Annotated in this window: 26 protein-coding genes, 1 tRNA gene and 2 pseudogenes; 8 read left to right on the top strand and 21 right to left on the bottom strand. The window is 43.2% G+C overall.

Features of this window, described 5'->3' with window-relative positions:
• Positions 1 to 174: 174 nt before the first annotated feature.
• From rpoS to folB, 11 genes are all read right to left on the bottom strand, one after another.
• The gene (rpoS, locus tag AACW06_RS16920) at positions 175 to 1,173 is read right to left on the bottom strand and encodes an RNA polymerase sigma factor RpoS (protein WP_192075964.1); all 999 of its coding nucleotides are present in this window, start codon (positions 1,171 to 1,173) and stop codon (positions 175 to 177) included.
• Between the two features lie 70 nt (positions 1,174 to 1,243).
• Positions 1,244 to 2,149, bottom strand: a complete 906-nt coding sequence (gene nlpD, locus AACW06_RS16915; protein WP_443263694.1) for a murein hydrolase activator NlpD — start codon at positions 2,147 to 2,149, stop codon at positions 1,244 to 1,246.
• A gap of 32 nt (positions 2,150 to 2,181) precedes the next feature.
• The gene (locus tag AACW06_RS16910) at positions 2,182 to 2,808 is read right to left on the bottom strand and encodes a protein-L-isoaspartate(D-aspartate) O-methyltransferase (protein WP_192075962.1); all 627 of its coding nucleotides are present in this window, start codon (positions 2,806 to 2,808) and stop codon (positions 2,182 to 2,184) included.
• Positions 2,808 to 3,554 (bottom strand): 5'/3'-nucleotidase SurE, encoded by a 747-nt coding sequence (gene surE / locus AACW06_RS16905; protein WP_192075961.1) that lies wholly within the window; start codon positions 3,552 to 3,554, stop codon positions 2,808 to 2,810. Before surE ends, AACW06_RS16910 begins: the two co-directional genes overlap by 1 nt.
• Positions 3,555 to 3,566: 12 nt before the next feature.
• Positions 3,567 to 4,610 carry a tRNA pseudouridine(13) synthase TruD gene (truD, locus tag AACW06_RS16900; RefSeq protein WP_192075960.1) on the bottom strand — a complete coding sequence of 348 codons (1,044 nt, stop codon included), beginning with the start codon at positions 4,608 to 4,610 and terminating at the stop codon, positions 3,567 to 3,569.
• Between the two features lie 63 nt (positions 4,611 to 4,673).
• Positions 4,674 to 5,150: a 2-C-methyl-D-erythritol 2,4-cyclodiphosphate synthase gene (gene ispF / locus AACW06_RS16895; RefSeq protein ID WP_053311368.1), complete on the bottom strand. Its 477-nt coding sequence runs from the start codon at positions 5,148 to 5,150 to the stop codon at positions 4,674 to 4,676.
• Between the two features lie 27 nt (positions 5,151 to 5,177).
• Positions 5,178 to 5,876 (bottom strand): 2-C-methyl-D-erythritol 4-phosphate cytidylyltransferase, encoded by a 699-nt coding sequence (gene ispD / locus AACW06_RS16890; RefSeq protein ID WP_192075959.1) that lies wholly within the window; start codon positions 5,874 to 5,876, stop codon positions 5,178 to 5,180.
• A complete protein-coding gene (gene ftsB, locus AACW06_RS16885; protein ID WP_053311370.1) occupies positions 5,877 to 6,158 on the bottom strand; it encodes a cell division protein FtsB in 282 nt (93 codons plus the stop codon).
• Positions 6,159 to 6,255: 97 nt separating this feature from the next.
• On the bottom strand, positions 6,256 to 7,059 hold the full coding sequence (locus AACW06_RS16880) for an undecaprenyl-diphosphate phosphatase (RefSeq protein ID WP_192075958.1): 804 nt from the start codon (positions 7,057 to 7,059) through the stop codon (positions 6,256 to 6,258).
• A gap of 17 nt (positions 7,060 to 7,076) precedes the next feature.
• A complete protein-coding gene (folK, locus tag AACW06_RS16875) occupies positions 7,077 to 7,565 on the bottom strand; it encodes a 2-amino-4-hydroxy-6-hydroxymethyldihydropteridine diphosphokinase (RefSeq protein WP_192075957.1) in 489 nt (162 codons plus the stop codon).
• Positions 7,562 to 7,915, bottom strand: a complete 354-nt coding sequence (gene folB, locus AACW06_RS16870; protein ID WP_053311373.1) for a bifunctional dihydroneopterin aldolase/7,8-dihydroneopterin epimerase — start codon at positions 7,913 to 7,915, stop codon at positions 7,562 to 7,564. Before folB ends, folK begins: the two co-directional genes overlap by 4 nt.
• Positions 7,916 to 8,102: 187 nt before the next feature.
• Here folB and plsY point away from each other — a divergent pair, with 187 nt between their 5' ends.
• A complete protein-coding gene (plsY, locus tag AACW06_RS16865) occupies positions 8,103 to 8,705 on the top strand; it encodes a glycerol-3-phosphate 1-O-acyltransferase PlsY (RefSeq protein WP_192075956.1) in 603 nt (200 codons plus the stop codon).
• Between the two features lie 61 nt (positions 8,706 to 8,766).
• Here plsY and AACW06_RS16860 read toward each other — a convergent pair whose 3' ends face one another.
• Both AACW06_RS16860 and tsaD read right to left on the bottom strand, forming a co-directional pair.
• Entirely contained in the window at positions 8,767 to 9,582 is an 816-nt protein-coding gene (locus tag AACW06_RS16860) for an alpha/beta fold hydrolase (protein WP_192075955.1), read from the bottom strand.
• Between the two features lie 220 nt (positions 9,583 to 9,802).
• A complete protein-coding gene (tsaD, locus tag AACW06_RS16855) occupies positions 9,803 to 10,819 on the bottom strand; it encodes a tRNA (adenosine(37)-N6)-threonylcarbamoyltransferase complex transferase subunit TsaD (RefSeq protein ID WP_053311376.1) in 1,017 nt (338 codons plus the stop codon).
• Positions 10,820 to 11,059: 240 nt separating this feature from the next.
• On the opposite strand from tsaD, the gene rpsU reads away from it, so the two are divergent.
• The 5 genes from rpsU (at position 11,060) to AACW06_RS16830 (ending at position 15,802) form a co-directional block, all read left to right on the top strand.
• The gene (gene rpsU / locus AACW06_RS16850; protein WP_004396009.1) at positions 11,060 to 11,275 is read left to right on the top strand and encodes a 30S ribosomal protein S21; all 216 of its coding nucleotides are present in this window, start codon (positions 11,060 to 11,062) and stop codon (positions 11,273 to 11,275) included.
• Between the two features lie 29 nt (positions 11,276 to 11,304).
• Positions 11,305 to 11,748: a GatB/YqeY domain-containing protein gene (locus tag AACW06_RS16845; protein WP_192075954.1), complete on the top strand. Its 444-nt coding sequence runs from the start codon at positions 11,305 to 11,307 to the stop codon at positions 11,746 to 11,748.
• Between the two features lie 95 nt (positions 11,749 to 11,843).
• Complete coding sequence (dnaG, locus tag AACW06_RS16840; protein ID WP_192075965.1) at positions 11,844 to 13,625, top strand: DNA primase; 1,782 nt, start codon at positions 11,844 to 11,846, stop codon at positions 13,623 to 13,625.
• A gap of 98 nt (positions 13,626 to 13,723) precedes the next feature.
• Positions 13,724 to 15,583, top strand: a complete 1,860-nt coding sequence (gene rpoD, locus AACW06_RS16835; protein ID WP_192075953.1) for an RNA polymerase sigma factor RpoD — start codon at positions 13,724 to 13,726, stop codon at positions 15,581 to 15,583.
• A gap of 143 nt (positions 15,584 to 15,726) precedes the next feature.
• Positions 15,727 to 15,802, top strand: a tRNA-Ile gene (locus tag AACW06_RS16830).
• Positions 15,803 to 16,174: 372 nt separating this feature from the next.
• Here the strand turns inward: AACW06_RS16830 and AACW06_RS16825 are convergent.
• The 7 genes from AACW06_RS16825 to AACW06_RS16795 form a co-directional block, all read right to left on the bottom strand.
• Positions 16,175 to 16,756, bottom strand: a complete 582-nt coding sequence (locus AACW06_RS16825; RefSeq protein WP_192075952.1) for a YagK/YfjJ domain-containing protein — start codon at positions 16,754 to 16,756, stop codon at positions 16,175 to 16,177.
• 286 nt (positions 16,757 to 17,042) lie between these two features.
• Positions 17,043 to 17,432: a hypothetical protein gene (locus AACW06_RS16820; RefSeq protein WP_192075951.1), complete on the bottom strand. Its 390-nt coding sequence runs from the start codon at positions 17,430 to 17,432 to the stop codon at positions 17,043 to 17,045.
• Entirely contained in the window at positions 17,433 to 17,630 is a 198-nt protein-coding gene (locus tag AACW06_RS16815) for a helix-turn-helix transcriptional regulator (protein WP_192075950.1), read from the bottom strand.
• 99 nt (positions 17,631 to 17,729) lie between these two features.
• Complete coding sequence (locus AACW06_RS16810) at positions 17,730 to 18,401, bottom strand: hypothetical protein (protein WP_192075949.1); 672 nt, start codon at positions 18,399 to 18,401, stop codon at positions 17,730 to 17,732.
• A 1-nt stretch (position 18,402) separates the two neighbouring features.
• Positions 18,403 to 19,692 (bottom strand): tyrosine-type recombinase/integrase, encoded by a 1,290-nt coding sequence (locus AACW06_RS16805; protein ID WP_192075948.1) that lies wholly within the window; start codon positions 19,690 to 19,692, stop codon positions 18,403 to 18,405.
• A gap of 403 nt (positions 19,693 to 20,095) precedes the next feature.
• Entirely contained in the window at positions 20,096 to 20,218 is a 123-nt protein-coding gene (locus tag AACW06_RS16800) for a hypothetical protein (RefSeq protein ID WP_272956766.1), read from the bottom strand.
• Positions 20,219 to 20,427: 209 nt separating this feature from the next.
• Positions 20,428 to 20,856 (bottom strand): VOC family protein, encoded by a 429-nt coding sequence (locus AACW06_RS16795; RefSeq protein WP_192075947.1) that lies wholly within the window; start codon positions 20,854 to 20,856, stop codon positions 20,428 to 20,430.
• Between the two features lie 73 nt (positions 20,857 to 20,929).
• On the opposite strand from AACW06_RS16795, the pseudogene AACW06_RS16790 reads away from it, so the two are divergent.
• Positions 20,930 to 21,226: pseudogene (locus AACW06_RS16790) on the top strand (IS1 family transposase); the annotation flags it as partial.
• On the opposite strand, the pseudogene tnpB reads toward AACW06_RS16790, so the two are convergent.
• A pseudogene (gene tnpB, locus AACW06_RS21060) lies at positions 21,217 to 21,315 on the bottom strand (IS66 family insertion sequence element accessory protein TnpB); the annotation flags it as partial. The pseudogenes AACW06_RS16790 and tnpB overlap by 10 nt on opposite strands.
• Positions 21,316 to 21,405: 90 nt before the next feature.
• On the opposite strand from tnpB, the gene tnpA reads away from it, so the two are divergent.
• A partial coding sequence (gene tnpA, locus AACW06_RS16785; protein WP_443263696.1) for an IS66 family insertion sequence element accessory protein TnpA occupies positions 21,406 to 21,519 on the top strand: 114 nt, incomplete at its 3' end.

Genomic DNA, 21,519 nt, shown 5'->3' with positions numbered 1-21,519 from the left:
TAATTGACTCTTGCAGTTGCCAGACCACAAGACGTTTTTATCAAATTGAAAGGGGTTATATAACTGACTTATAGCTGTAAGCTTTACGGAACCCCCAGCCTAGCTGGGGGTTTTCTCGATACAAAAAAGGCACGGTTTCGACACCGTGCCCTTATTGGTTCTTGCTAGTAACCACTAATCATTTTCAATGTTAAACAACGATTCCATGTTTAGACCTTGTTTAACGAGGATCTCTCTTAAACGACGTAATCCTTCCACTTGAATTTGGCGAACCCGTTCACGCGTTAGGTTAATCTCGCGGCCCACTTCTTCCAATGTTGATGGCTCATAACCTAATAGACCAAAACGACGTGCCAATACTTCTTTTTGTTTTGGATTGAGCTCATTGAGCCAATTAATCAATGAGTTTCGAATATCATCATCTTGCGTAGAGATTTCAGGATCAGAATTGTTTGCATCTGGGATGATATCCAATAGTGCCTTATCGCCATCGCCACCAATCGGTGTATCTACTGAGCTAATACGCTCATTGAGGCGAAGCATTTTACTGACATCATCGACCGGCTTATCCAACTGAAAAGCGATCTCTTCCGCTGTCGGTTCGTGGTCAAGTTTTTGTGACAATTCACGTGCGGTACGGAGATAAATATTAAGCTCTTTCACCACGTGAATAGGAAGACGTATAGTACGAGTTTGGTTCATCAACGCACGCTCAATGGTTTGACGGATCCACCACGTAGCATAAGTTGAGAATCTAAAACCGCGTTCAGGGTCAAATTTTTCCACCGCACGGATCAAACCTAAATTCCCTTCTTCAATAAGATCGAGTAGGGCTAGGCCACGATTACTATAACGGCGTGAAATTTTCACCACTAAGCGCAAGTTGCTTTCTATCATACGCTTACGAGCGGCTTCATCACCCCTCAATGCGCGACGAGCATAAAGCACTTCTTCTTCGGCGGTTAACAAAGGAGAAAAACCAATTTCGCCTAGATACATTTGTGTCGCATCTAAGGTTTTCGTTGAAGCATCAAGCTCCTCTTTTACATCTTCAGTTTGAGCACGACTGGCTTTCTTGTTGGTGATAGTGAACTCTTCTGTAACCTCGACTGTATCCATTACATCTTGGTCTTCAAACTCTTCGACTTTCGTTACTGCATTGCTGATACTCATAGCGCCTCCCCTGGCGAGCTAGCAAGACATTACTACTTTCTAATGTCGCTACATGACTCTTTCAAGTATGTTATGGCAAGTAGCGCTTTGGATTCACTGACTTACCTTGATATCGAATTTCAAAGTGCAAACGAACACTGCTCGTTCCAGAGCTGCCCATGGTTGCTATCTTTTGGCCAGCTTTGACACTTTGTCCTTCTTGTACCAGTAACCGATCGTTATGAGCATAAGCACTGAGGTAATTATCATTGTGTTTCACAATCACGAGATTGCCGTAACCTCTTAATGCATTTCCTGAATAGACAACGGTTCCTGCTGCAGTTGATACTATGGGCTGACCACGCTGTCCTGCGATGTCGATACCCTTATTTCCTTGATCGCCTGCTGAAAAGTTCTTAATTACTCTCCCTTTTGTTGGCCACAGCCATTTTGCAACCTTCTCATCCTTTGGTTTAGCAAATGTTACATTAGCATTAACATTCTGCTTACCTTTTGAATCAACATACTCCTTTGATTTCGATTGATCAACTACCTTTGGCGGATCTTTTTTTGCCACTTTAGTCGACTGACTTGTGGCATTATAGGTCTTGTTATCATTAGAGTCTTTACTCGAATTAACACTCGAGATAGGTGCTGATGACACACTGGAAGCCGCACCAATTGTGGCTGCAACCGCAACTGTTTCGCTTACACCATTCCCTCCATAAGCGGGTGGTGTGTAGTTAGGAATCCATAATTTTAATTTTTGCCCAGGGCGAATAGTGTAAGGCTTGCTAAGATTATTGAAACGGATCAGGTCATTTACATCTTTATCTGTGACGTAAGATATAAAATACAGCGTATCGCCTTTTTGCACTTCATAGTAACTACCTCTGTAGCTACCACGAGGAATGGAATTGTAGTCTTTGTTGAGTCCAGAAACTGGCGCAGGAAAATTTGCCGCACAGCCTATAAGCAGTTGGCTAATGAATACCATAACGAGAAGCTTTCGCAGACTACACACCATCACTACGCTAAATCACCAGCAATTAAAGGGACGAAACGGACAGTCTCAATAGTAGTGGAGACAAATGCGTCACCTTGACGCACAATCTTCAATAAATATTGCTCATTGTCACCTACGGGAATGACTAAGCGTCCACCTTCAGCTAATTGTTCAAGTAATGCTTGAGGAACAGACTCTGCCGCAGCAGTGACGATGATGGCATCAAAAGGCGCTTTTGCTTCCCAACCTAGCCAACCATCACCATGTTTAGTCGAAATATTATAAATATCGAGTTGTTTCAATCGGCGCTTGGCATCCCACTGCAATGATTTGATTCGTTCGATGGAATAAACGTGATCAACCAATTGAGCCAAAACTGCTGTTTGGTAGCCAGAACCAGTGCCAACTTCCAGAACTTTACTACTTCGTTCAAGCTCTAAAAGTTCAGTCATTTTAGCGACAATGTAGGGCTGTGAGATTGTCTGCCCTTGCCCTATTGGTAACGCATTATTGTTATAGGCTTGATGCATCATTGCTTGAGAAACGAAGCTTTCTCTCGGCAAATAATGAATGGCACTCAAAACGTCGTTGTCTTGAATACCATTCGCGACCAGAAATTCAATTAATCTGTCGGCATGTGGGTTGGCCATTACGCTTTTTCCTTTAACCAATTGTCCATACTACCAAGTGACTCATGGGCAGTGAGATCAACCTGCAACGGTGTCAACGAAACAAAACCATGCTCAATGGCATAAAAATCGGTTCCTTGACCGGCGTCTTGCTCTTTCCCTGGCGGCCCTAACCAATAAATATCATGTCCACGCGGATCTTTCTGCTTAATCATACTTTCTGCGTGATGACGAGCACCTAAACGTGTTACCTGAATACCCGCTAAACGCTCAAAGGGAACATCAGGGACGTTAACATTAAGTAAGCGATTAGTTGGAATGGGCGCACTACAATGCTGCTCAACTAATTGACGAGCGATCTGTGCTGCAGTGTTAAAATGTGCTTTCCCCACCAAAGAGAATGCGATGGATTGCACGCCTAAGAAATGCCCTTCCATCGCAGCTGCAACTGTGCCTGAATACAAAACGTCATCACCAAGATTAGCCCCATGATTAATGCCCGTTAAAACTAAGTCAGGCATGTCATCTTTCAATAACTCATTGAGTGCAAAGTGTACACAATCTGTTGGGGTGCCCTGTACTGAATAAGTATTTGGATCAATGCAATTAACACGTAATGGCTGTTCTAACGTTAAAGAATTAGAGGCTCCAGAACGATTACGATCAGGAGCGACTATTACTATTTCGGCTAAATCGGCCAACATTTTCGCTAATGCGTGTATGCCTTCTGCATGCACACCATCATCATTGCTCAATAAAATCTTCATCGAGCTCTCTCCTTAGAACTCACGCTCAACGGGGATCTCTTCCACCAGCTCGCGGACAATTGAAGTGGCAAAGCTACCTGCATCAAGATCAAAACATAGTGTTACTGTATCTTGCTCGGCTTGCCAAGTCAGGTTTTGTGGTTTCAACATGACCGCCCGGCGCTCATGACGCATACGATTACTACGAATTAAAGCCATTAGATCTGGCTCAGCATCAACATAACGCTGTTCAAGCTCTAGTGCTGCATTTTGCGTTGGTAGAGCATTATCCCCCGCTAATGCAGCGCTGATCTGAACTTTGCCAGCTGCGAGAAGTTGGTTGAATTCATCAACTGTGTTTGCCGTAACAACGGTCTGCTGTTCATCTGTGAATGCAATATCACCGTCAATCAATTGATTAAAAATATTTTGTTCAAGACGTGCTGAAACGATCTGGTTGAAGATCCAAGAGCGCGCGGCAGATAGATATAAGCTGCGTTGATTTTGGTTACGCGAGCGGACATTTTCCTTGCCCCAACGACGTGCCTCACTCAAGTTATTACCATGATTACCAAAACGCTGACTACCAAAATAGTTTGGCACACCTAACTTAGCAACATGTTCTAACCGCTTTAGCACTTCTTCAGTGTCCGTCACTTCAGAAAGTGTGATTTCAAAATGGTTGCCCACCAAGTCACCAGGTCGTAACTTTTTGTTATGACGTGTCGTTTCAATAATTTCAATGCTTGGATATTGTGCAAGAAAAGCCGTGAAATCTGGCGTATCGCCTTTGGGTAAATGCACACTCAGCCATTGCTGCGTTACAGCATGGCGATCTTTTAGGCCAGCCCAACTCACATCTTTTGACTTTACGCCGCAGACTTTCGCCAATTCATTCGCTACAAAACTGGTATTTTCTCCTGTCTTGCGAATATGCACCATTAAGTGCTCACCACTTCCAGTAAATTCAAACCCCAAGTCTTCGATTACCTTGAAGTGTTCTGGTTTGGCTTTTAACTTAGCTTTTGCGGCTGGCTTACCACATAGGTAAGCCAATGAAGATAGAATATCTGACATGTTTTTGTCCATCGCTGACGCGAGTTGGCGGTAATAATAAAAATGGCTACGACTACGCAGCAATTATGCTTTCATAAGTAAGACAACCGCTTCACAAGCGATGCCTTCTTTGCGTCCTGTAAACCCTAAACGTTCAGTGGTTGTGGCTTTTACATTGACGTTGTGTAAATCGGTGTTGAGATCATGCGCAATCGCAGCGCACATGGCTTCAATATGAGGGGCCATTTTTGGCGCTTGAGCCATGATAGTAATATCAGCATTCCCCAAACGGTAACCTTGTTCGACCACTCTGCGGTATACGTCTTTTAATAGTTCACGGCTATCTGCACCTTTCCACTTATCATCTGTATCTGGGAAATGTCGACCAATATCACCTGCGGCAATCGCACCTAATAGTGCATCGCACAAAGCATGCAGTGCAACATCACCATCAGAATGAGCGACTAAGCCTTGCTCATAAGGAACGGCAACACCGCCAATAATCACAGGCCCTTCACCACCAAATTTATGTACATCAAAACCGTGGCCAATTCTAATCATTGTGGTTCCTTACTAAGGTGTTTATCGCTAAAGACGAGCTAAATAAAACTCAGCTAAGGCGAGATCTTCAGGTTGGGTAATTTTAATGTTGTCCGCTCGCCCAAGCACCAAAGCTGGACGTAGGCCTTTCCATTCTAAAGCGGAGGCTTCATCAGTAATCGTTATTTGCTCTGCTAATGCAGCAGACAACGCCTCGCATAGCAGCTCAACGTTAAACATTTGTGGGGTCAGTGCATGCCATAACGCCACACGCTCGACTGTGTGGTCAATATTGTCCTGCGCATCAGCCCGCTTCATGGTATCACGCACAGGCGTAGCTAAAATGCCACCGACTGGGTGTGAAACTGAGGTAGCAATTAACTGATCAATATCATTTAAGGTAATACAAGGACGAGCGGCATCATGTACCATCACCCACTCACTGAGAGGATTCGCTTGGGCATACTTCAATGCAGAAAGCACCGAATCTGCTCGCTCTTGACCACCATTAACCCGTATAACGTTAGGATGCTCAACCAGTGCAAGCTCTGGATAATAAGGGTCGCCTTCGCTAACAGCGACGATTACTCGTTCAATCGCTGGGTGAGTGAGTAATTTTTCAACCGTGTGCTCAAGCACGGTTTTGCCATGCAAGGTTAAATATTGCTTGGGGCGGTCGGCTTGCATACGCTTGCCAACGCCAGCAGCTGGCACTATTGCGGTAATAGATAGAGTATTAGCTTGCATTTATAGCGCATCCTCACCGACTAATCGGTAGAAGGTTTCGCCTTCTTTGATCATACCCAATTCATGACGCGCTCTTTCTTCTATCGCATCAAGCCCTTGACGTAAATCATCAATCTCAGCAAACATCTCTGAATTTCGCAGTTGTAAGTTCTCATTAACTTGCTGCTGAACTTCAATTTCATCCAAAATTGTCCGGAAATCTGCTATGCCATTTTTCCCCAACCACAAGTCGTATTGTAGCAAGGCAAACAACAAAGTTAATATCACAGCAAAAATGCGCATAATACCTATAACTATAAAAGATAAACGTGCTGTTTAGGCGACGAACACCTTGCAACAGCACGATAAAAAGATGAGCATTTATACCATAAGCAAATAGTTAACTCATCATTAGGAATGCAAATAAACCACCACCCAACAGTAGGCGATAAATAACAAATGGAGTCATGCCCATTTTTGATATCAGCTTCAAGAAGAAGTGAATACAAATATAAGCACTGATAAATGAAGTAATAATGCCCGTCATTAGGAAGCCAAAATGAATCAGTTCACCACTAGTGACTAGTTTCAGGCCTAAATAACCACCAGCTAATACAATGATTGGGATAGACATTAGAAATGAGAAACGCGCCGCCGCTTCACGGGTAAAACCTAAATATAACGCGGCAGTGATGGTGGCACCAGAACGAGACGTGCCAGGAATGACAGCAATGGCCTGCGCCAAACCAATAAACAACGACTTCTTCCAATCTGCCTGATATTCGTCATCTGATAATCGAGAGTTTTTATCCACATACCACAGTAATAAACCAAAAATAATTGTCGTGGTGGCAATCACCCACGCACTGCGAAGGTAAAGCTCGACGATATCTTTCATGAAGAAGCCGAAGATACAAGCAGGGATAGTCGCCAAAACAATCATCCACGCCAACTTTGATTCTTTGCTACGCTCTCCTTGAAAAATAGAGCAGAAAAACGCGCGCAGTAATGTCACTACTTCACGGCGAAAGTAGATCACAACCGCAGCCAATGTGCCGACATGTACTGCCACATCAAACGCCAAGCCTTGATCTTCCCAACCTAAAATAGCCGAAGGTAAGATCAAGTGGGCAGAACTAGAAATAGGCAAAAACTCGGTTAAGCCTTGGATCAAAGCCAAAAAAAACGCTTCTAAGTAACTCATTACTGACTCTTATTAATTTAAATGTGGAACCATGGCTCAACGGAATTGAGAGATCCTAAATTGATCGATTGTTGCCATATTTGACGCACACTGCGATCATCATTGGGAATAATCAGTTCCGGTGATAAATCATAAAGTGGTTGTATGACAAACGGATATTTAAAGATATCGCTGCGTGGTAGCTCTGGATCTTGTGCTGAAACTTCTTCGCCAAACAAAATGATATCGAGATCTAAGGTGCGATCTTGGAATTTCTTCGCTTGAAGATCTCGTCCCCATCGATGTTCTATCTCTCGAAGTTGTAAAGCAAACTCGCTTAATGTCAGTGTGGTATCTAGTGCTACTACCAAATTATAAAATGCACCGCTGTTGAAACCTACCGATGCGCACTCATAGATGGTGGATATACGCAGATTGTCTCCGATTTGCAACAATTCACGTACCGCAGCTTCAACGCGTCTGTGTCTGTCAATGTTAGAACCGACACCAACATAAGCGGTGATCATGCATGACCTCGTTCAATAACTACACCAACACCACTTGCTTGCGCAACTGCTCCTGGTTTTGTTAAACGGATTTTGATCCATGGAACCGAAAAACGCTGCATGATCAACTCTGCCACTTCCTCGGCAACACGCTCGACTAATAAAAAGCGTCCATTTTGAATATGCTCAATCACCGCTTGACTCACTTGCGAATAGTCTAATGCATCATTGACATCATCACTTTTGCCAGCAGGTCGGTTGTTGTGTGCCATTTCAATATCCAAAACAAGCTTTTGTTTGATCTCTTGTTCCCAGTCATACACGCCAATGGTGGTGATCACGCTTAACTGTTCAATAAATACTTTATCCATGCTTTGTGTCTATCCCTCTAGAGGTCGGATACCCTAATTGAGTAAAAAATCGTACTATTTCGGTCAATCGCGATATCATATACCCAAACCGAGTCTAGATGCGAAATCCAATCCACTTTTTTGCTTTTAACTTTGGTTAACAAGGACTTGAAGCCTATTTTTGGCCCTTTACAGCACAGAGGGATTTATGACTCCATTGGCACTAATTATGATCATTTCCGCCTATTTATTAGGTTCGATCTCTAGTGCTGTGTTGATCTGCCGTGTTTTACGCCTACCAGACCCACGAGATGTTGGCTCAAACAACCCCGGCGCCACTAACGTGCTGCGTATTGGGGGAAAAAAGGCAGCGATTGCCGTTTTGCTCTTTGACATGTTAAAAGGCACCATTCCTGTCTGGGTTGGCTATTATCTTGGCATTGATCCGATTCTATTAGGCCTAGTTGCCATCACAGCTTGTCTTGGTCATATGTACCCCATTTTCTTCCATTTCAAAGGGGGGAAAGGCGTTGCGACCGCATTAGGAGCTATTGCTCCAATCGGCTTGGAGCTTACTGGGCTCATCATGCTTACTTGGATCGTCGTTGCACTGCTGTTTCGCTATTCGTCTCTCGCCGCTTTAGTCACAGTGTTACTGGCCCCTTTTTATACTTGGTTGATCAAGCCACAATATACACTTCCGGTTGCCATGCTGTGCTGCTTAATTGTGTTTCGTCATCACCAAAATATTAAGCGCCTGTTTGCGGGTACAGAACCAAAAGTTGGTGAGAACAAGTCGCTCGAATCGTGAATGTGCGATCAAAAATAAGGCCTCTTTCGAGACCTTACCTAAGATGAAGTGAGCTTAGCGGCTATTGATAAACGTTAGCTAAAAACTTGTGCAAAATATCCGTTACATATTCAGGCTGTTCCAAACTACTAATATGTCCGGCACTCGGGATAATCTCCAATTGACTGCCTGTAATACAATCCTTCATTAAAAAGGATTCAAGCACTGGTCGTGGAATATCTTCAGCCCCGACAGCAATCAACACGGGTAATGCGAATTTCTCAACCTCTTCAATCATGTCACGGCGACCAAAGATCATTCTACCAATACGTGCCACTTCCACCGCCTGCAGGCCTGATAGACCGATTAAATACTGCTTAAAAGCGGCGATTAGTTGAGGTGATTGTGTCGCCGCTTCTTTTGCAAAAAATATCGCCACGACAACCTCGGCGATAGGTTCAGGAACTGACTGAGCGGTGCTAATCGCATCCAGCATGGCAAAATATTTTTTGTGGGTCACTTCTGGTTCTAAGCCAACAAAAGTGTCCATCATCACCAAAGATTTAACACGCGCTGGTGCTAAAGCTGTCAACTCAGCTCCCCACATGCCACCCACAGATAAACCAATAACAGAAAACTGTTCTATGTGTAGGTGATCCATAAGATCGAGAATATGCTGCGCATAATCTTTAAGTGTTGTCATCGATTGTGGCGCGAAATCAGACTGACCATGTGCCCATAGCTCAGGCACAATACAACGATAATGTTGGCTCAATACCTCAACTTGTGGTGCCCACATGGCGCTATCCCACAGGTAACTGTGTCCAAAAACAAGAACCTCACCTTCCCCACTATCGAGGTAACACATATTTTGACCATCAACGGCAAATGTTTTCATGAGAACTATCCATTTAATATCGTAATCAACGACTCTATCATTGATAAGCCAAATAACAGCTCTGAGCAGAATTTAAGAACCTATTAATTAACTCCATGATAAATAAAAGAAACGGCTGCTAATAAAGCAACCGTTATAAAGAAGGTAAAGCACACTATACCCAAACCACTTGAAGTTGTAGCTAACACCGCTGCAACTTCAAGTCAAAAGGGCATAAACACTAAGCTATTGGTTTTAGCTGATCAATCGGCCAACGCGGTGTGGCTTGTACCGCTAAGTCCACCACTTCACCATTTTTCAGACGCTGCATACCAGCATACGCAATCATTGCACCGTTATCGGTACAAAACTCAGTTCGAGGATAATACACCTCACCACCGATTTTATTAGCCAACGCGGCTAACGATTCACGCAACTGTTTGTTTGCACTCACACCCCCCGCAATAACAATACGCTTCATGCCAGTCTGCTCTAATGCGCGGCGACATTTGATCACCAAAGTTTCGCACACAGCTTCTTGGAATGCATAAGCGATGTCCGCTCGAGTCTGCTCATCGTTATCATTTGACGCGATAGTATTGGCCGTAAACGTTTTAAGACCAGAAAAACTCATATCCAAACCAGGGCGATCAGTCATTGGACGTGGGAATTTAAAACGGCCTGGGGTGCCTTTTTCTGCCAAACGAGCAAGCAGCGGACCACCAGGGTAATCAAGGCCCATTAATTTAGCGGTTTTATCAAACGCTTCGCCTGCCGCATCATCAATCGACTCACCAAGAATTTTGTATTCCCCAATCCCCTTAACTTCCACCATCATTGAATGGCCACCAGAAACGAGAACGGCAACAAATGGAAATGGAGGCGGGTTATCTTCCAACATCGGCGCTAAAAGATGCCCTTCCATATGATGGACAGGCACAGCCGGCACATTCCACGCATACGCTAAACTACGGCCAATCGTCGCGCCAACTAACAAAGCTCCGACCAAACCAGGGCCTGCGGTATAAGCAACGCCATCAATGTCGGCTGGTGTCAAATTCGCTTCCGCCATCGCAGCTTTAATTAGCGGGATTGTTTTCTTTACATGGTCGCGAGAAGCAAGCTCTGGCACCACACCACCGTAATCAGCATGCAATTTTACTTGGCTATACAGCTTGTGGGAAAGCAATCCTTTCTCATCGTCATAAATGGCGATGCCAGTCTCGTCACACGAGGTTTCAATACCAATAATGCGCATATTTTTCTCAGCACGCTTTCATCAACAATTGGAAATGGCCGCCATGTTACCTTGCCTTGGCTTCGTAAACAAATTTTGTACAGACTATAATCGACAAAAGGCTTTACAAAGCCATTGCGATCGGATTAAAATTCCGCACCATTTTTGATCAAGCTGATTACAGGGCAAGCCGACAAGAAATCTTGTGGTTTAGGTCTCAAAATATCAGCATTAACGAATAACCCCTGAGGTGAAAGGCATATGCCAATAGTTAAAGTACGTGAAAACGAACCGTTCGATGTTGCATTACGTCGTTTCAAGCGCTCTTGCGAAAAAGCAGGTATCCTTTCTGAAGTGCGTCGTCGTGAGCACTATGAAAAACCAACTACCGTTCGCAAACGCGCTAAAGCAGCAGCTCAAAAGCGTCACGCTAAGAAGCTAGCTCGCGAAAACGCACGTCGCGTTCGCCTGTACTAATAACCCTTTTCCACTAAGGAATAAGAGTTATGGCTCTGATTGATATTCTCAAAGAAGAGCAAAAATTAGCGATGAAAGCCAAGGATAAAATACGCCTTGGCACTATTCGTTTAGCTCTATCAGCAATTAAACAGCGTGAAGTCGACGAACAGATAACTCTGAGCGATGACGATGTTCTTGCCGTGCTGGTTAAAATGGTTAAACAACGTCGCGACTCTGTCGCTCAATATGAAGCTGCAAATCGTCAAGATCTCGCAGATGCTGAGCAAGCAGAAATTACTATCCTTGAGGCGTTTATGCCTCAACCACTGAGTGATGATGAAGTTTCTGCATTGATTGACAATGCAATGATAGAATCTGGTGCAGTTGGCATGCAAGATATGGGGAAAGTAATGGCTGTCTTGAAACCGCAAATTCAAGGGCGTGCAGATATGGGTAAAGTCAGCGGATTAGTTCGAACTAAACTTGCTTAAATGCCCGCATCAAATTGCATCAAGCCGTGCTATCCTTTGGAACGCACGGCTTGTTTGTATCTAATCATTCGTTTTGGTCTTTTCTTTTAGGTTTTATGGCAGGACACATCCCTCGTAGTTTTATTGATGATCTCCTCGCTCGACTTGATATTGTCGACATCATAGACGCACGTGTGAAACTTAAGAAAAAAGGCAAGAACTACGGTGCATGTTGCCCATTCCATAATGAAAAAACGCCCTCATTTAGTGTAAGCCAAGAAAAGCAGTTCTATCACTGCTTTGGTTGTGGTGTGCATGGTAATGCCATTGATTTCATGATGGAGTATGAACGCCTAGAATTCGTTGATGCCATTGAAGAGCTCGCCTCATTTGTTGGCCTTGATGTGCCCCGAGAACAACGCAGTGGCGGTGGGTTTTCAGCGGCCCCCAAAGCCAATAGCGAAGAAAAACGTACCCTTTATGATTTGATGGGCAGCATTGCGCAGTTTTATCGCAATCAACTTAAAGTGGCAGCCAACCGCCATGCTATCGACTATTTGAAAGATCGCGGACTCTCAGGAGAAATCGTTCAGAAATTTGGTATCGGCTTTATTGCTGATGAATGGGATTTAGTTCGTAAAAACTTCGGCCAACAGCGTGATGCTCAAGAGATGCTCGTGACTGGCGGCATGCTGATCGAAAACGACAAGGGCAATCGTTATGATCGCTTTCGTGGCCGAGTAATGTTCCCCATCCGCGACCGCCGTGGGCGTGTAATTGGCTTTGGTGGACGAGTAATAGGTGACGGAACACCTAAGTATCTCAACTCTCCTGAAACGCCCATTTTCCATAAAGGAAAAGAGTTGTATGGCTTATATGAAGTCATGCAAGCCTACCGTGAACCGCCTCAAATCTTGGTCGTCGAAGGTTATATGGATGTGGTAGCACTCGCACAGTATGGTGTTGATTACGCTGTAGGTACTCTAGGTACAGCAAGCTCTAGTGAGCATCTACAAACCTTATTTAGGCAAACTAGTACCGTAATCTGTTCATTTGATGGCGACAATGCTGGTAAGAAAGCAGCTCGTGGTGCAATGGAACATGCATTAGAATACTTAAACTCAAATAAAACTCTAAAAGTAATGTTTTTGCCTGATGGTGAAGACCCTGATTCTTTTGTTCGAACATATGGTAAAGAAAGGCTTGAACAAGAAATGAACAGCGCTCTTTCTCTACCAGATTATTTATTGAAAGATATACTTGAAAGAGTTGTAGATAATAGCAGCCGAGAAGGTAAGCGACATGTCGTTACTTTAGCAGCTCCTCTTTTGGATAAGACTAAAGATCCCTCGCTCAAAGCTTACCTTTGGAACGAACTCGCATTAAGAGTTGGCTGGAGTAACGACCAGATTGATAAGTTTCTTTCTGAATTAAAGCAGCAAGGTGCTTTAAATAATAGAGAATCAGTAAGACCACAGCCACACAAAGAGCTAAAACGAACGCCAATGCGTGAAGTGATCGCTTTGCTTATTCAAAATCCAAGCTATGCTGATATGGTACCTGACCTTTCAAGTGTCAAAACTCTTCCCATACCCGGGATAAGTTTATTGATAGAAGTACTTGAGAATTGCCAAGAGCACCCCAATATTACAACAGGCCAACTGCTTGAGCACTGGCGTAATAGTAACCATGAGGCCCTTCTGTCTCGTCTTGCTAGTTGGGAAATCCCTCTCGTTGAAGACAATCAAGAAGAACTATTTTTAGATTCATTGGACAAAATTCTTGCTCAGTGCATCGAAAAACAAATTGAAAACCTGCAGGCCAAAGAAAGAAGCATCGGTTTATCAACCGAGGAAAGACGGGAGCTGCTAGCACTCATGCTAGATTTAAAAGCGTAACCCAGTTTAAATAGTCAGCAATGAATAAATTTGTTAGTATATGTGGTTTGCATTTCGCATACTAATTCCTTCACCAGATATGAAGTTGGATACCGTCTATGGATCAAAATCCGCAGTCACAGCTAAAACTACTTGTTATTAAAGGCAAAGAGCAAGGCTATCTGACCTACGCCGAAGTAAATGACCATCTACCTGCAGAAATTGTAGATTCTGAACAGGTAGAAGATATCATTCAGATGATCAACGACATGGGTATCAAGGTAGTAGAAACTGCCCCAGATGCTGATGATCTTGCTCTTAATGATGACAACGCAATCACCGATGAAGATGCTGCAGAAGCTGCTGCAGCTGCATTATCCAGTGTAGAAAGCGAAATTGGTCGTACTACAGACCCAGTACGCATGTACATGCGTGAAATGGGTACCGTAGAACTGCTGACTCGCGAAGGTGAAATCGATATCGCAAAACGCATTGAAGATGGTATTAACCAAGTTCAAAGTGCGGTTGCTGAATATCCAGGCACCATTCCATACATCCTAGAACAATTTGATAAAGTTCAAGCTGAAGAGCTTCGCTTAACGGATCTTATTTCTGGTTTCGTTGATCCAGACGATGACGGAACCAACGCCCCGACAGCAACGCATATCGGTTCGGAACTTGCTGAGACTGATCTTGCTGATGAAGATGACGACGAAGATGAAGACGACGAAGATAAAGATGATAGTGAAGAGGAAGAAGTAGACACAGGTATTGATCCTGAACTTGCTTTAGAAAAATTCACTGAGCTACGCAACACCTATCAAAATCTTCAGCTAGCGAAAAACGAACACGGAAACGACAGCACGAAAGCCACTCAAGCAACAGAGCTAATGCTCGATATCTTCCGTGAATTCCGTTTAACGCCAAAGCAATTTGACTATTTAGTCAATGAACTACGTAAGTCAATGGAACGTGTGCGTACTCAAGAACGCTTGATCATGAAACATACGGTTGAATATGGCAAAATGCCGAAGAAATCGTTTGTTGCGCTATTTACCGGTAATGAGTCGAGCGATGCATGGTTTGATGAAGTATTAGCTTCAGACAAACCTTACGCCGACAAAATTAAACAAAATGAAGAAGATATTCGCCGTTCAATCCAAAAATTGCGCATCATCGAACAAGAAACTTCTTTAACGGTTCAAAGCATTAAAGATATTAGCCGTCGCATGTCAATCGGTGAAGCGAAAGCTCGTCGTGCGAAGAAAGAGATGGTTGAAGCTAACTTACGTCTGGTTATTTCGATCGCGAAAAAATACACCAACCGTGGTTTACAGTTCTTGGATCTTATTCAAGAAGGTAACATCGGCTTGATGAAAGCGGTTGATAAATTTGAATACCGTCGTGGTTACAAGTTTTCAACTTATGCGACATGGTGGATCCGTCAGGCAATAACTCGTTCAATTGCAGACCAAGCACGTACCATTCGTATTCCAGTTCACATGATCGAAACGATCAACAAGCTGAATCGAATTTCACGTCAAATGCTGCAAGAAATGGGACGTGAGCCTCTGCCAGAAGAATTAGCAGAACGCATGCAAATGCCTGAAGATAAAATTCGCAAAGTACTGAAGATCGCTAAAGAGCCAATCTCGATGGAGACACCAATTGGTGACGATGAAGATTCGCATCTAGGTGACTTTATTGAAGATACAACGCTTGAACTGCCTCTTGACTCAGCGACAGCAACAAGTCTAAGAGCAGCAACTCACGACGTTCTTGCGGGTTTAACCCCTCGTGAAGCAAAAGTACTGCGTATGCGCTTTGGTATTGACATGAATACTGACCACACTCTTGAAGAGGTGGGCAAACAGTTCGATGTAACACGCGAACGTATCCGTCAGATCGAAGCAAAAGCATTGCGTAAGCTTCGTCATCCAAGTCGCTCGGAAACACTGCGCAGCTTCTTAGACGAGTAAGCAGAACATTTAGAATGCAAAAGGTGAGCATGAGCTCACCTTTTTTGTATAAAATGGTTTAAGTGGATAAAAACTAAGCGCATTTACCCTACTTTGCGGGTAGACACTCCGAAATGCATCCCCTACAATCGTTCACCTAATTTGGCCCCTTAGCTCAGTGGTTAGAGCACTCGACTCATAATCGATTGGTCCCCAGTTCAAGTCTGGGAGGGGCCACCATATTTTACAAGGGTTAGGACGATAGTAGTCACTAACCCTTTTTTGTATCTAGCGTTTTTTAGTCAAACACTTAGTCAAACAGTGGCAAAGTATCCCCCGTCAAAGTTAACGTTTGTTAACATCTGAACCGACCTTTTACATAAATTGTGGTGAATGCTGGCGCACTAGGATGAATTAGGGTTATCTAGTAAATATTCGGATATGACAGTTTTTTTAGGGACTCCGAAAATACCCCCTTTGCGGCTTTCTACTTGCTTTTTATCATTCCATTGAGCGTTGTATAGATAATTGCTTTTAAACGCTTAGAGTGTGATACAGCGCCTTTTTATAGACGGGAAACGGATAGCGGTAATATTCAGCTTTTTAAGAACTCTAAGAATGGCGCGACTTTAAACGGCTGGTGCTGTAGTCTTTTGCTTGTTTAGCCCTGTAGCCCTTACCTCGCTCCTTGGCTTGATACGATAGCCTGTAAATGGCCTGCTGCTGGGCTTGAAAGTCATTATCGACTATTCGGTAATAGCAGTGCTCAACTCGTTGTAAACATGAGCCACCAGCCGCTAACCATAGTGATTCTAGTAAGCCTAGTATTCTGTCAGGGTATAGAATTTGTTTACCATCGAGAAATAACGCTACATGGTAATGCTGCTGTTTGGCTTTCTCCATCTCACGAACCCAGCCATAACCGAACCGCTTCATAGAATATTCACGCGCCAGCATAGACCGTACAGCGCCAATAAAGGCCGATATTTCGCTGTTGTTCTCCGTATAGGTTGGCATACTTAAATTGAAAAATAGCACCATAACACGCTTATGATAGCTACACATGGCGTTTAGTTGATTGATGACCGCTTTCATGTGTTTAGGGCAAATTTTGTATTGCTGATTGCTGCCCGTGTTCACTTCCCATATTTGACCATCAATGTTTAGATAAGGGCTGTTTGTAAGGTATCTCATAGAATAAGCCTATATAGATATTATTAAAAACCCCCTTGCTAGGCGTGACAGTGGTTAGTATCTGCTAACCCTGCCGTATTTACGGTGCTTTAGGCTTTCAATTGCTAGCATGGTGTAGCAACGCCTAAAAACTGAAAATAAAACCTAGAAATGAGTTCTCATCTATTCGCATAAAAAAAAGCTACCGTTTTTGATAGCCTTTTGCTATTTACGGGTTTATCCTTGACGTTAGTGTGGTCGGCAAACTATCACTAACATCAGGGAAGCCCTTGCTTATGAGTTTGGGCTATTCCTCTCTAGCATTTAGGTACATCCCTTGCGCTTTTGGCAATCTCTTCACCTCATCTAACGCTTGTTTTAGTGAATCACGTGTAAACTCTATTTCTCTTTCTTTTCGCGCTTGGCGATCTAAACTTTCATCACCAGATTTATGTCTAGGATCTAATTTTCGTGCAATTATATTGCCCGTTTTGGGGCAGGTAATATCTAAAATGCGCCAATATTGACAGCTAGGCCCCCTTAACTTTTGAAGTGGACTTCGCTGATTGAAGTTAAACATTTCAGCAAATTTAGCTTCGCTCACCTGTTCATTTAGAATCAATTCAATTAAGTACCTATCAGCTTGCGTGCCTTTTTTTGGTAACGCTGGGCATGTAATAAATTCGGGTAATTTCATTTACTTACCCTCCATATCATTCAAGATCGCTTCTAACACGCTCGCTCTATAGCCAATAGCTCGTCCATTAACCATCAACGCTGGTGGTAAAATGCCATCTTTTACCCGCCATTTCCAAAGTGTTTTTACTGACCGATTGAGGATTTTTGCCACCTCATCCATCGGTATAACTCGATCAAACTCATTCACTGGTTTCATTATTTACTCTCCTAATTTACTCACCTAATCGATTAATTAGGTTGATATGAGAATAAATCTAATCAAGATGATGAACGTAGCGTTTATCCTTGAGCTTTTTTAAAAATCCTTTCTTTTTATTATTCTCTCTATATATGAAACGGCATACTCTCCTTTCCCTATGCTTTGTGAATAACAATATCTATTTAATTCCTTTTGAATTTTTTGTGCCACCTCTCCCTTCTTCAAATTTGGTTCTTTTGCCCATACATCGTTGGCAAATTTTTGAGCCTTATCTTTAAACAATAGACTAGCCTCAACCTTACGTTTATTCCCTTCATTTGAGCCAGCAGCACGGGTCATGCCAACAGCGGTGTAATCTTCGAATACAGAAACCCCAAATTGATAAAATAAAGTTGCTAGCCTACAAAGCTTAAATGTATCAGTCCCTTCGGAATCCAGCACACCCATTTCACCTAAGTCATATATTGTCATAATGATCTCCCTAGCTGCCCAGCATGAAACAGGGTCAATCTTTGAACCTAGCGCGAATACTTTGCGTACATCCCCGCCTATAATTTCTTCCATATCTTCATTGTTAATTTTCCCGTGCTTTACAAGTGCCCTAACAGCAGCATCAAAAAACGGTTGTAGAATCTGCCTTGGTGTCGTGGGAACTTCTGACATAGATATTGGCTTACTTACAAATATACTTTCTCGCCCCTTACTCCTTTTATGCCTTACATCCTTTCTTTTTTTAGGGTTAAACATCATTTCGTCATCATTCATCATCTCAAACCCTCACCATTTGAAGCACATTATCAGCTATATTTTGCTGTAGCCTTTGTTCCCATGATTCCAGCGCCTTGCGTTTTTCTGGCAAGTATTCATAGCGGTCATAGTGCTTAGATGAAACGTCATTCAGGGCATGGTTCTGTAGCCTGTCACGTATCGACTTTGATATACCTAGTTCGCCCATTAGCGTTTTACAGGTTCTACGCAAATCCCTAGCTGTGAATGGTTTTATCTGTGGCGTACTGGTGCGGTATCGGTCAATCGCTTGTGATAATGAATCTGTGCGCATGTGCTTGGTATCGTCTAAACGATGCGGGAAAATAAATTTACTGTCATTGTTCAAACGTTGTTTTCTAAGTATATCCAGCGCGCTATCTGTAAGCGGTAGCAGGTGAGGCCGTTTGTTTTTAGATATATCAGGCGTGATAAGTAACGTTTTTTGTTCCCAGTCGATAGCCTCCCACTTTGAGGCCGCCAGCTCATACGGACGTTGCCCACCAGTAAAAAAGCACAATAAAATTAAATGGCGTACAGAATGACTCATCTTAAAGCGTTGGTATTCATTGTTGAGATCGTCAATTAACGCCAGAACCTCGTTAATTTTGAGATAATGATCTCCAACTCGTTCAGCGTCTTTTTGTTTCGGGATAGCCGCTACAGGGTTAAGCACTAGACCAAATTTAGCTTCATCAATAAAGTTAGCTGGATCGTTGTCGTGCTTTAGTCCGTAGTTAAACGCTGCCATTAGATAGCTACGAACACGGTTTGATTGCGTCTTAGCGCCTCGCCTTATCATATCGGCTAGCACTAGCATTAAATCATGTGTTGTCACGTCCTTGGCTTTTGTGGCTGGTGGTATTGCTGGGTAAACTTCCTTTTCCAGTGAAGCAAGCACGGCTTTGTGAGTTCGTTTACCGTCCTTTTCCATCTGCGCCACGTAAGCATTAAATAGCTGTTGAATACTTCCCTTTCGCGCCTCTTCCCTTTTGGCTTGCTGTGTCGTCTTTTCTTTGTTTTCTAGCCACTCTTTAGGGTTAACCCCATTTAAAAGCAATTCGCCTAATTCCCGTTGTTTTGCCCTAGCATCAGTAAGCGATAATTCAGGAAATTGACCCAAGGGTATAAACGTTGCCTTTCTTTGAATGAAATAACGAAACACAAACCGTTTACTTCCTTTAGGCGTGACCTGTATCGCTAACTTGCCCGCTCCTCGTTGGCCGTCATTGTCCCATTCATAATAGGGCTTAGATTTTGGTTTTAAGCCCTGTATACCATTTACCGTTAACATGCTCCCCCCTCTCTTTTTTGCTTAATACGTGACTTCCAGATATTCCATTTAAAAACGCGCTATTTAGATTTTTAGTCAAACAGTTAGTCAAACAGTGATGAGCCTAAACAAGAATACTTGAGATTTAACGAGAACACAAAAGCAAGGTAAGATGTTGTTTTTAATAATCAAAATAACAAGATGAGAACTATTGAGAAATGATAGAAAACAGCCTTTTTACGACTCATAATCGATTGGTCCCCAGTTCAAGTCTGGGAGGGGCCACCACTTTCTCTTCCGTATATGCCCACTACGTTCCACAATCCCTTTTAAAATCTATACTTTCCATAGTTTTATCGTCCGTATTGCACCACAGGCATCTTTTACCATCCACGATTTAATGTACCATCTAATGTACCAACCGTTAGATATGACCAAAATCGTTGGTACAATGGAGGGATGAATCATGCCTAGAACCACATCTGGCAAGACGAACCACTTCTTTGCGGAACTCTTCGGTGTACGCTGGATTATGATGTTTAGCCATAAATCACCTCTCAATTAGACCCTAGATCTAACTTAGTAAAGTGTCTATTAAACGTGGGGTACTTAGGCACATAACGCCGCATTAGGTGCTGAATAACGCGATCACCCAACCTTTAAACCTTGCCACATAAAGCATTAAAGCGGACATAGGCTGAAATTGCCAAGCGTTGAAAATCCGTCTTAAATGCTTGTATGCAGATGAAGCGACTGCTAAAAAGTAACCAGTACAGATCTAGAACTTCGTAGCGCCTCTCCATGATAAACCGCTTCGATATTATTACCGTCTGGGTCAAGAACGAATGCGGCATAATAACCAGGATGGTAATCACGCGCGCCTGGTGCACCATTATCCCTACCGCCATGAGCCAACGCAACGCGGTAAAAATTATCCACCATAGTTCGGTTTTGTGCTTGGAAAGCAACATGATGACGCCCAGTTAGCACTCCTAGCGCAGCATTACTACCAACAGCAGTAACAAACAGTTCGTCAGCCCAAAAGTAACCGTCACCAGAGCCACCAATGGGAACATTAAGAGAAGCTAAAACAGATGAATAAAATGAATAACTGGCGCCGAAGTCTTTTACTACCAATTGAATGTGGTCAATAAGACGGCCTTTGTGAAGTTCTTGTTTTTCCATTTCAGATACCCTCATTGATAACTATCGATTAATGTGTGAGCTGTTGGTGTACCCCACAAAAAGTAGACAGTACATCATTGCTCACGCATTTGGTAGCCGTAATACGGATGCTCTGCGCTCGTTGCTCGCTTTGTTCAAGCCGTTTGATATCAGCTTCTTTTTTACCGATGACTTCAGCGTTTACACAAAAGAATGACCAAGGGAAAAGCATGTTGTGGGCAAAAGGTTCACTCAACGGATTGAGCGAACCAATCTAACCCTGTGTGCCAGATTAAAGCGTTTAGTACGTAGAACAATCGGTTTTTCCAAATCGGAGAAGATGCACGATAAGGTGATCGGAACATTCATTGAACGAGAACTCTATCTTTGAATCAACCGATTGGAGTCATGACCCTTTTTCTCTTGATTGGGCCATTTGAATTTGGCTTTTTCCAACCGTTTGTACCATAGGGCAAAGCCCGTTTTATCGTAAGCGCATCATAAACCCCACATTTTAATCAATATCGGTACGTCCTAAGATCAAATCCCCTAATCTCAAGGAGATCTGAAATGGCAAAACGACGTACCGACCAAGAATGGCAAAACCTGTTTGAAAAATACCAATCCAGTCATTTATCCCAGCGTGTCTTCTGTGAGCGTAACGGGTTAAGTCTGTCTACCTTT

It is taken from the genome of Vibrio sp. S12_S33, from assembly GCF_963889785.1.
GTDB classification, from domain to species: Bacteria; Pseudomonadota; Gammaproteobacteria; order Enterobacterales; family Vibrionaceae; genus Vibrio; species Vibrio aestuarianus.
The sequence above is the reverse complement of the archived record's forward strand: the minus strand, read 5'-3'. Positions and strand labels throughout refer to the sequence as shown.

What these genes read in the sequence shown, in the direction of transcription:
- AACW06_RS16860 (WP_192075955.1), bottom strand. Translation starts at nt 9,582, where the DNA reads ATGAAAACATTTGCCGTTGATGGTCAAAATATGTGTTACCTCGATAGT.
- truD (WP_192075960.1), bottom strand. Translation starts at nt 4,610, where the DNA reads ATGTCAGATATTCTATCTTCATTGGCTTACCTATGTGGTAAGCCAGCC.
- AACW06_RS16800 (WP_272956766.1), bottom strand. Translation starts at nt 20,218, where the DNA reads ATGGCTAAACATCATAATCCAGCGTACACCGAAGAGTTCCGCAAAGAA.
- AACW06_RS16910 (WP_192075962.1), bottom strand. Translation starts at nt 2,808, where the DNA reads ATGGCCAACCCACATGCCGACAGATTAATTGAATTTCTGGTCGCGAAT.
- dnaG (WP_192075965.1), top strand. Translation starts at nt 11,844, where the DNA reads ATGGCAGGACACATCCCTCGTAGTTTTATTGATGATCTCCTCGCTCGA.
- AACW06_RS16805 (WP_192075948.1), bottom strand. Translation starts at nt 19,692, where the DNA reads ATGTTAACGGTAAATGGTATACAGGGCTTAAAACCAAAATCTAAGCCC.
- AACW06_RS16795 (WP_192075947.1), bottom strand. Translation starts at nt 20,856, where the DNA reads ATGGAAAAACAAGAACTTCACAAAGGCCGTCTTATTGACCACATTCAA.
- ispF (WP_053311368.1), bottom strand. Translation starts at nt 5,150, where the DNA reads ATGATTAGAATTGGCCACGGTTTTGATGTACATAAATTTGGTGGTGAA.
- ftsB (WP_053311370.1), bottom strand. Translation starts at nt 6,158, where the DNA reads ATGCGCATTTTTGCTGTGATATTAACTTTGTTGTTTGCCTTGCTACAA.
- nlpD (WP_443263694.1), bottom strand. Translation starts at nt 2,149, where the DNA reads ATGGTATTCATTAGCCAACTGCTTATAGGCTGTGCGGCAAATTTTCCT.
- AACW06_RS16880 (WP_192075958.1), bottom strand. Translation starts at nt 7,059, where the DNA reads ATGAGTTACTTAGAAGCGTTTTTTTTGGCTTTGATCCAAGGCTTAACC.
- folK (WP_192075957.1), bottom strand. Translation starts at nt 7,565, where the DNA reads ATGATCACCGCTTATGTTGGTGTCGGTTCTAACATTGACAGACACAGA.
- AACW06_RS16810 (WP_192075949.1), bottom strand. Translation starts at nt 18,401, where the DNA reads ATGATGAATGATGACGAAATGATGTTTAACCCTAAAAAAAGAAAGGAT.
- AACW06_RS16845 (WP_192075954.1), top strand. Translation starts at nt 11,305, where the DNA reads ATGGCTCTGATTGATATTCTCAAAGAAGAGCAAAAATTAGCGATGAAA.
- ispD (WP_192075959.1), bottom strand. Translation starts at nt 5,876, where the DNA reads ATGCAAGCTAATACTCTATCTATTACCGCAATAGTGCCAGCTGCTGGC.
- folB (WP_053311373.1), bottom strand. Translation starts at nt 7,915, where the DNA reads ATGGATAAAGTATTTATTGAACAGTTAAGCGTGATCACCACCATTGGC.
- AACW06_RS16815 (WP_192075950.1), bottom strand. Translation starts at nt 17,630, where the DNA reads ATGAAACCAGTGAATGAGTTTGATCGAGTTATACCGATGGATGAGGTG.
- rpsU (WP_004396009.1), top strand. Translation starts at nt 11,060, where the DNA reads ATGCCAATAGTTAAAGTACGTGAAAACGAACCGTTCGATGTTGCATTA.
- AACW06_RS16825 (WP_192075952.1), bottom strand. Translation starts at nt 16,756, where the DNA reads ATGAGATACCTTACAAACAGCCCTTATCTAAACATTGATGGTCAAATA.
- rpoS (WP_192075964.1), bottom strand. Translation starts at nt 1,173, where the DNA reads ATGAGTATCAGCAATGCAGTAACGAAAGTCGAAGAGTTTGAAGACCAA.
- AACW06_RS16820 (WP_192075951.1), bottom strand. Translation starts at nt 17,432, where the DNA reads ATGAAATTACCCGAATTTATTACATGCCCAGCGTTACCAAAAAAAGGC.
- tsaD (WP_053311376.1), bottom strand. Translation starts at nt 10,819, where the DNA reads ATGCGCATTATTGGTATTGAAACCTCGTGTGACGAGACTGGCATCGCC.
- rpoD (WP_192075953.1), top strand. Translation starts at nt 13,724, where the DNA reads ATGGATCAAAATCCGCAGTCACAGCTAAAACTACTTGTTATTAAAGGC.
- plsY (WP_192075956.1), top strand. Translation starts at nt 8,103, where the DNA reads ATGACTCCATTGGCACTAATTATGATCATTTCCGCCTATTTATTAGGT.
- surE (WP_192075961.1), bottom strand. Translation starts at nt 3,554, where the DNA reads ATGAAGATTTTATTGAGCAATGATGATGGTGTGCATGCAGAAGGCATA.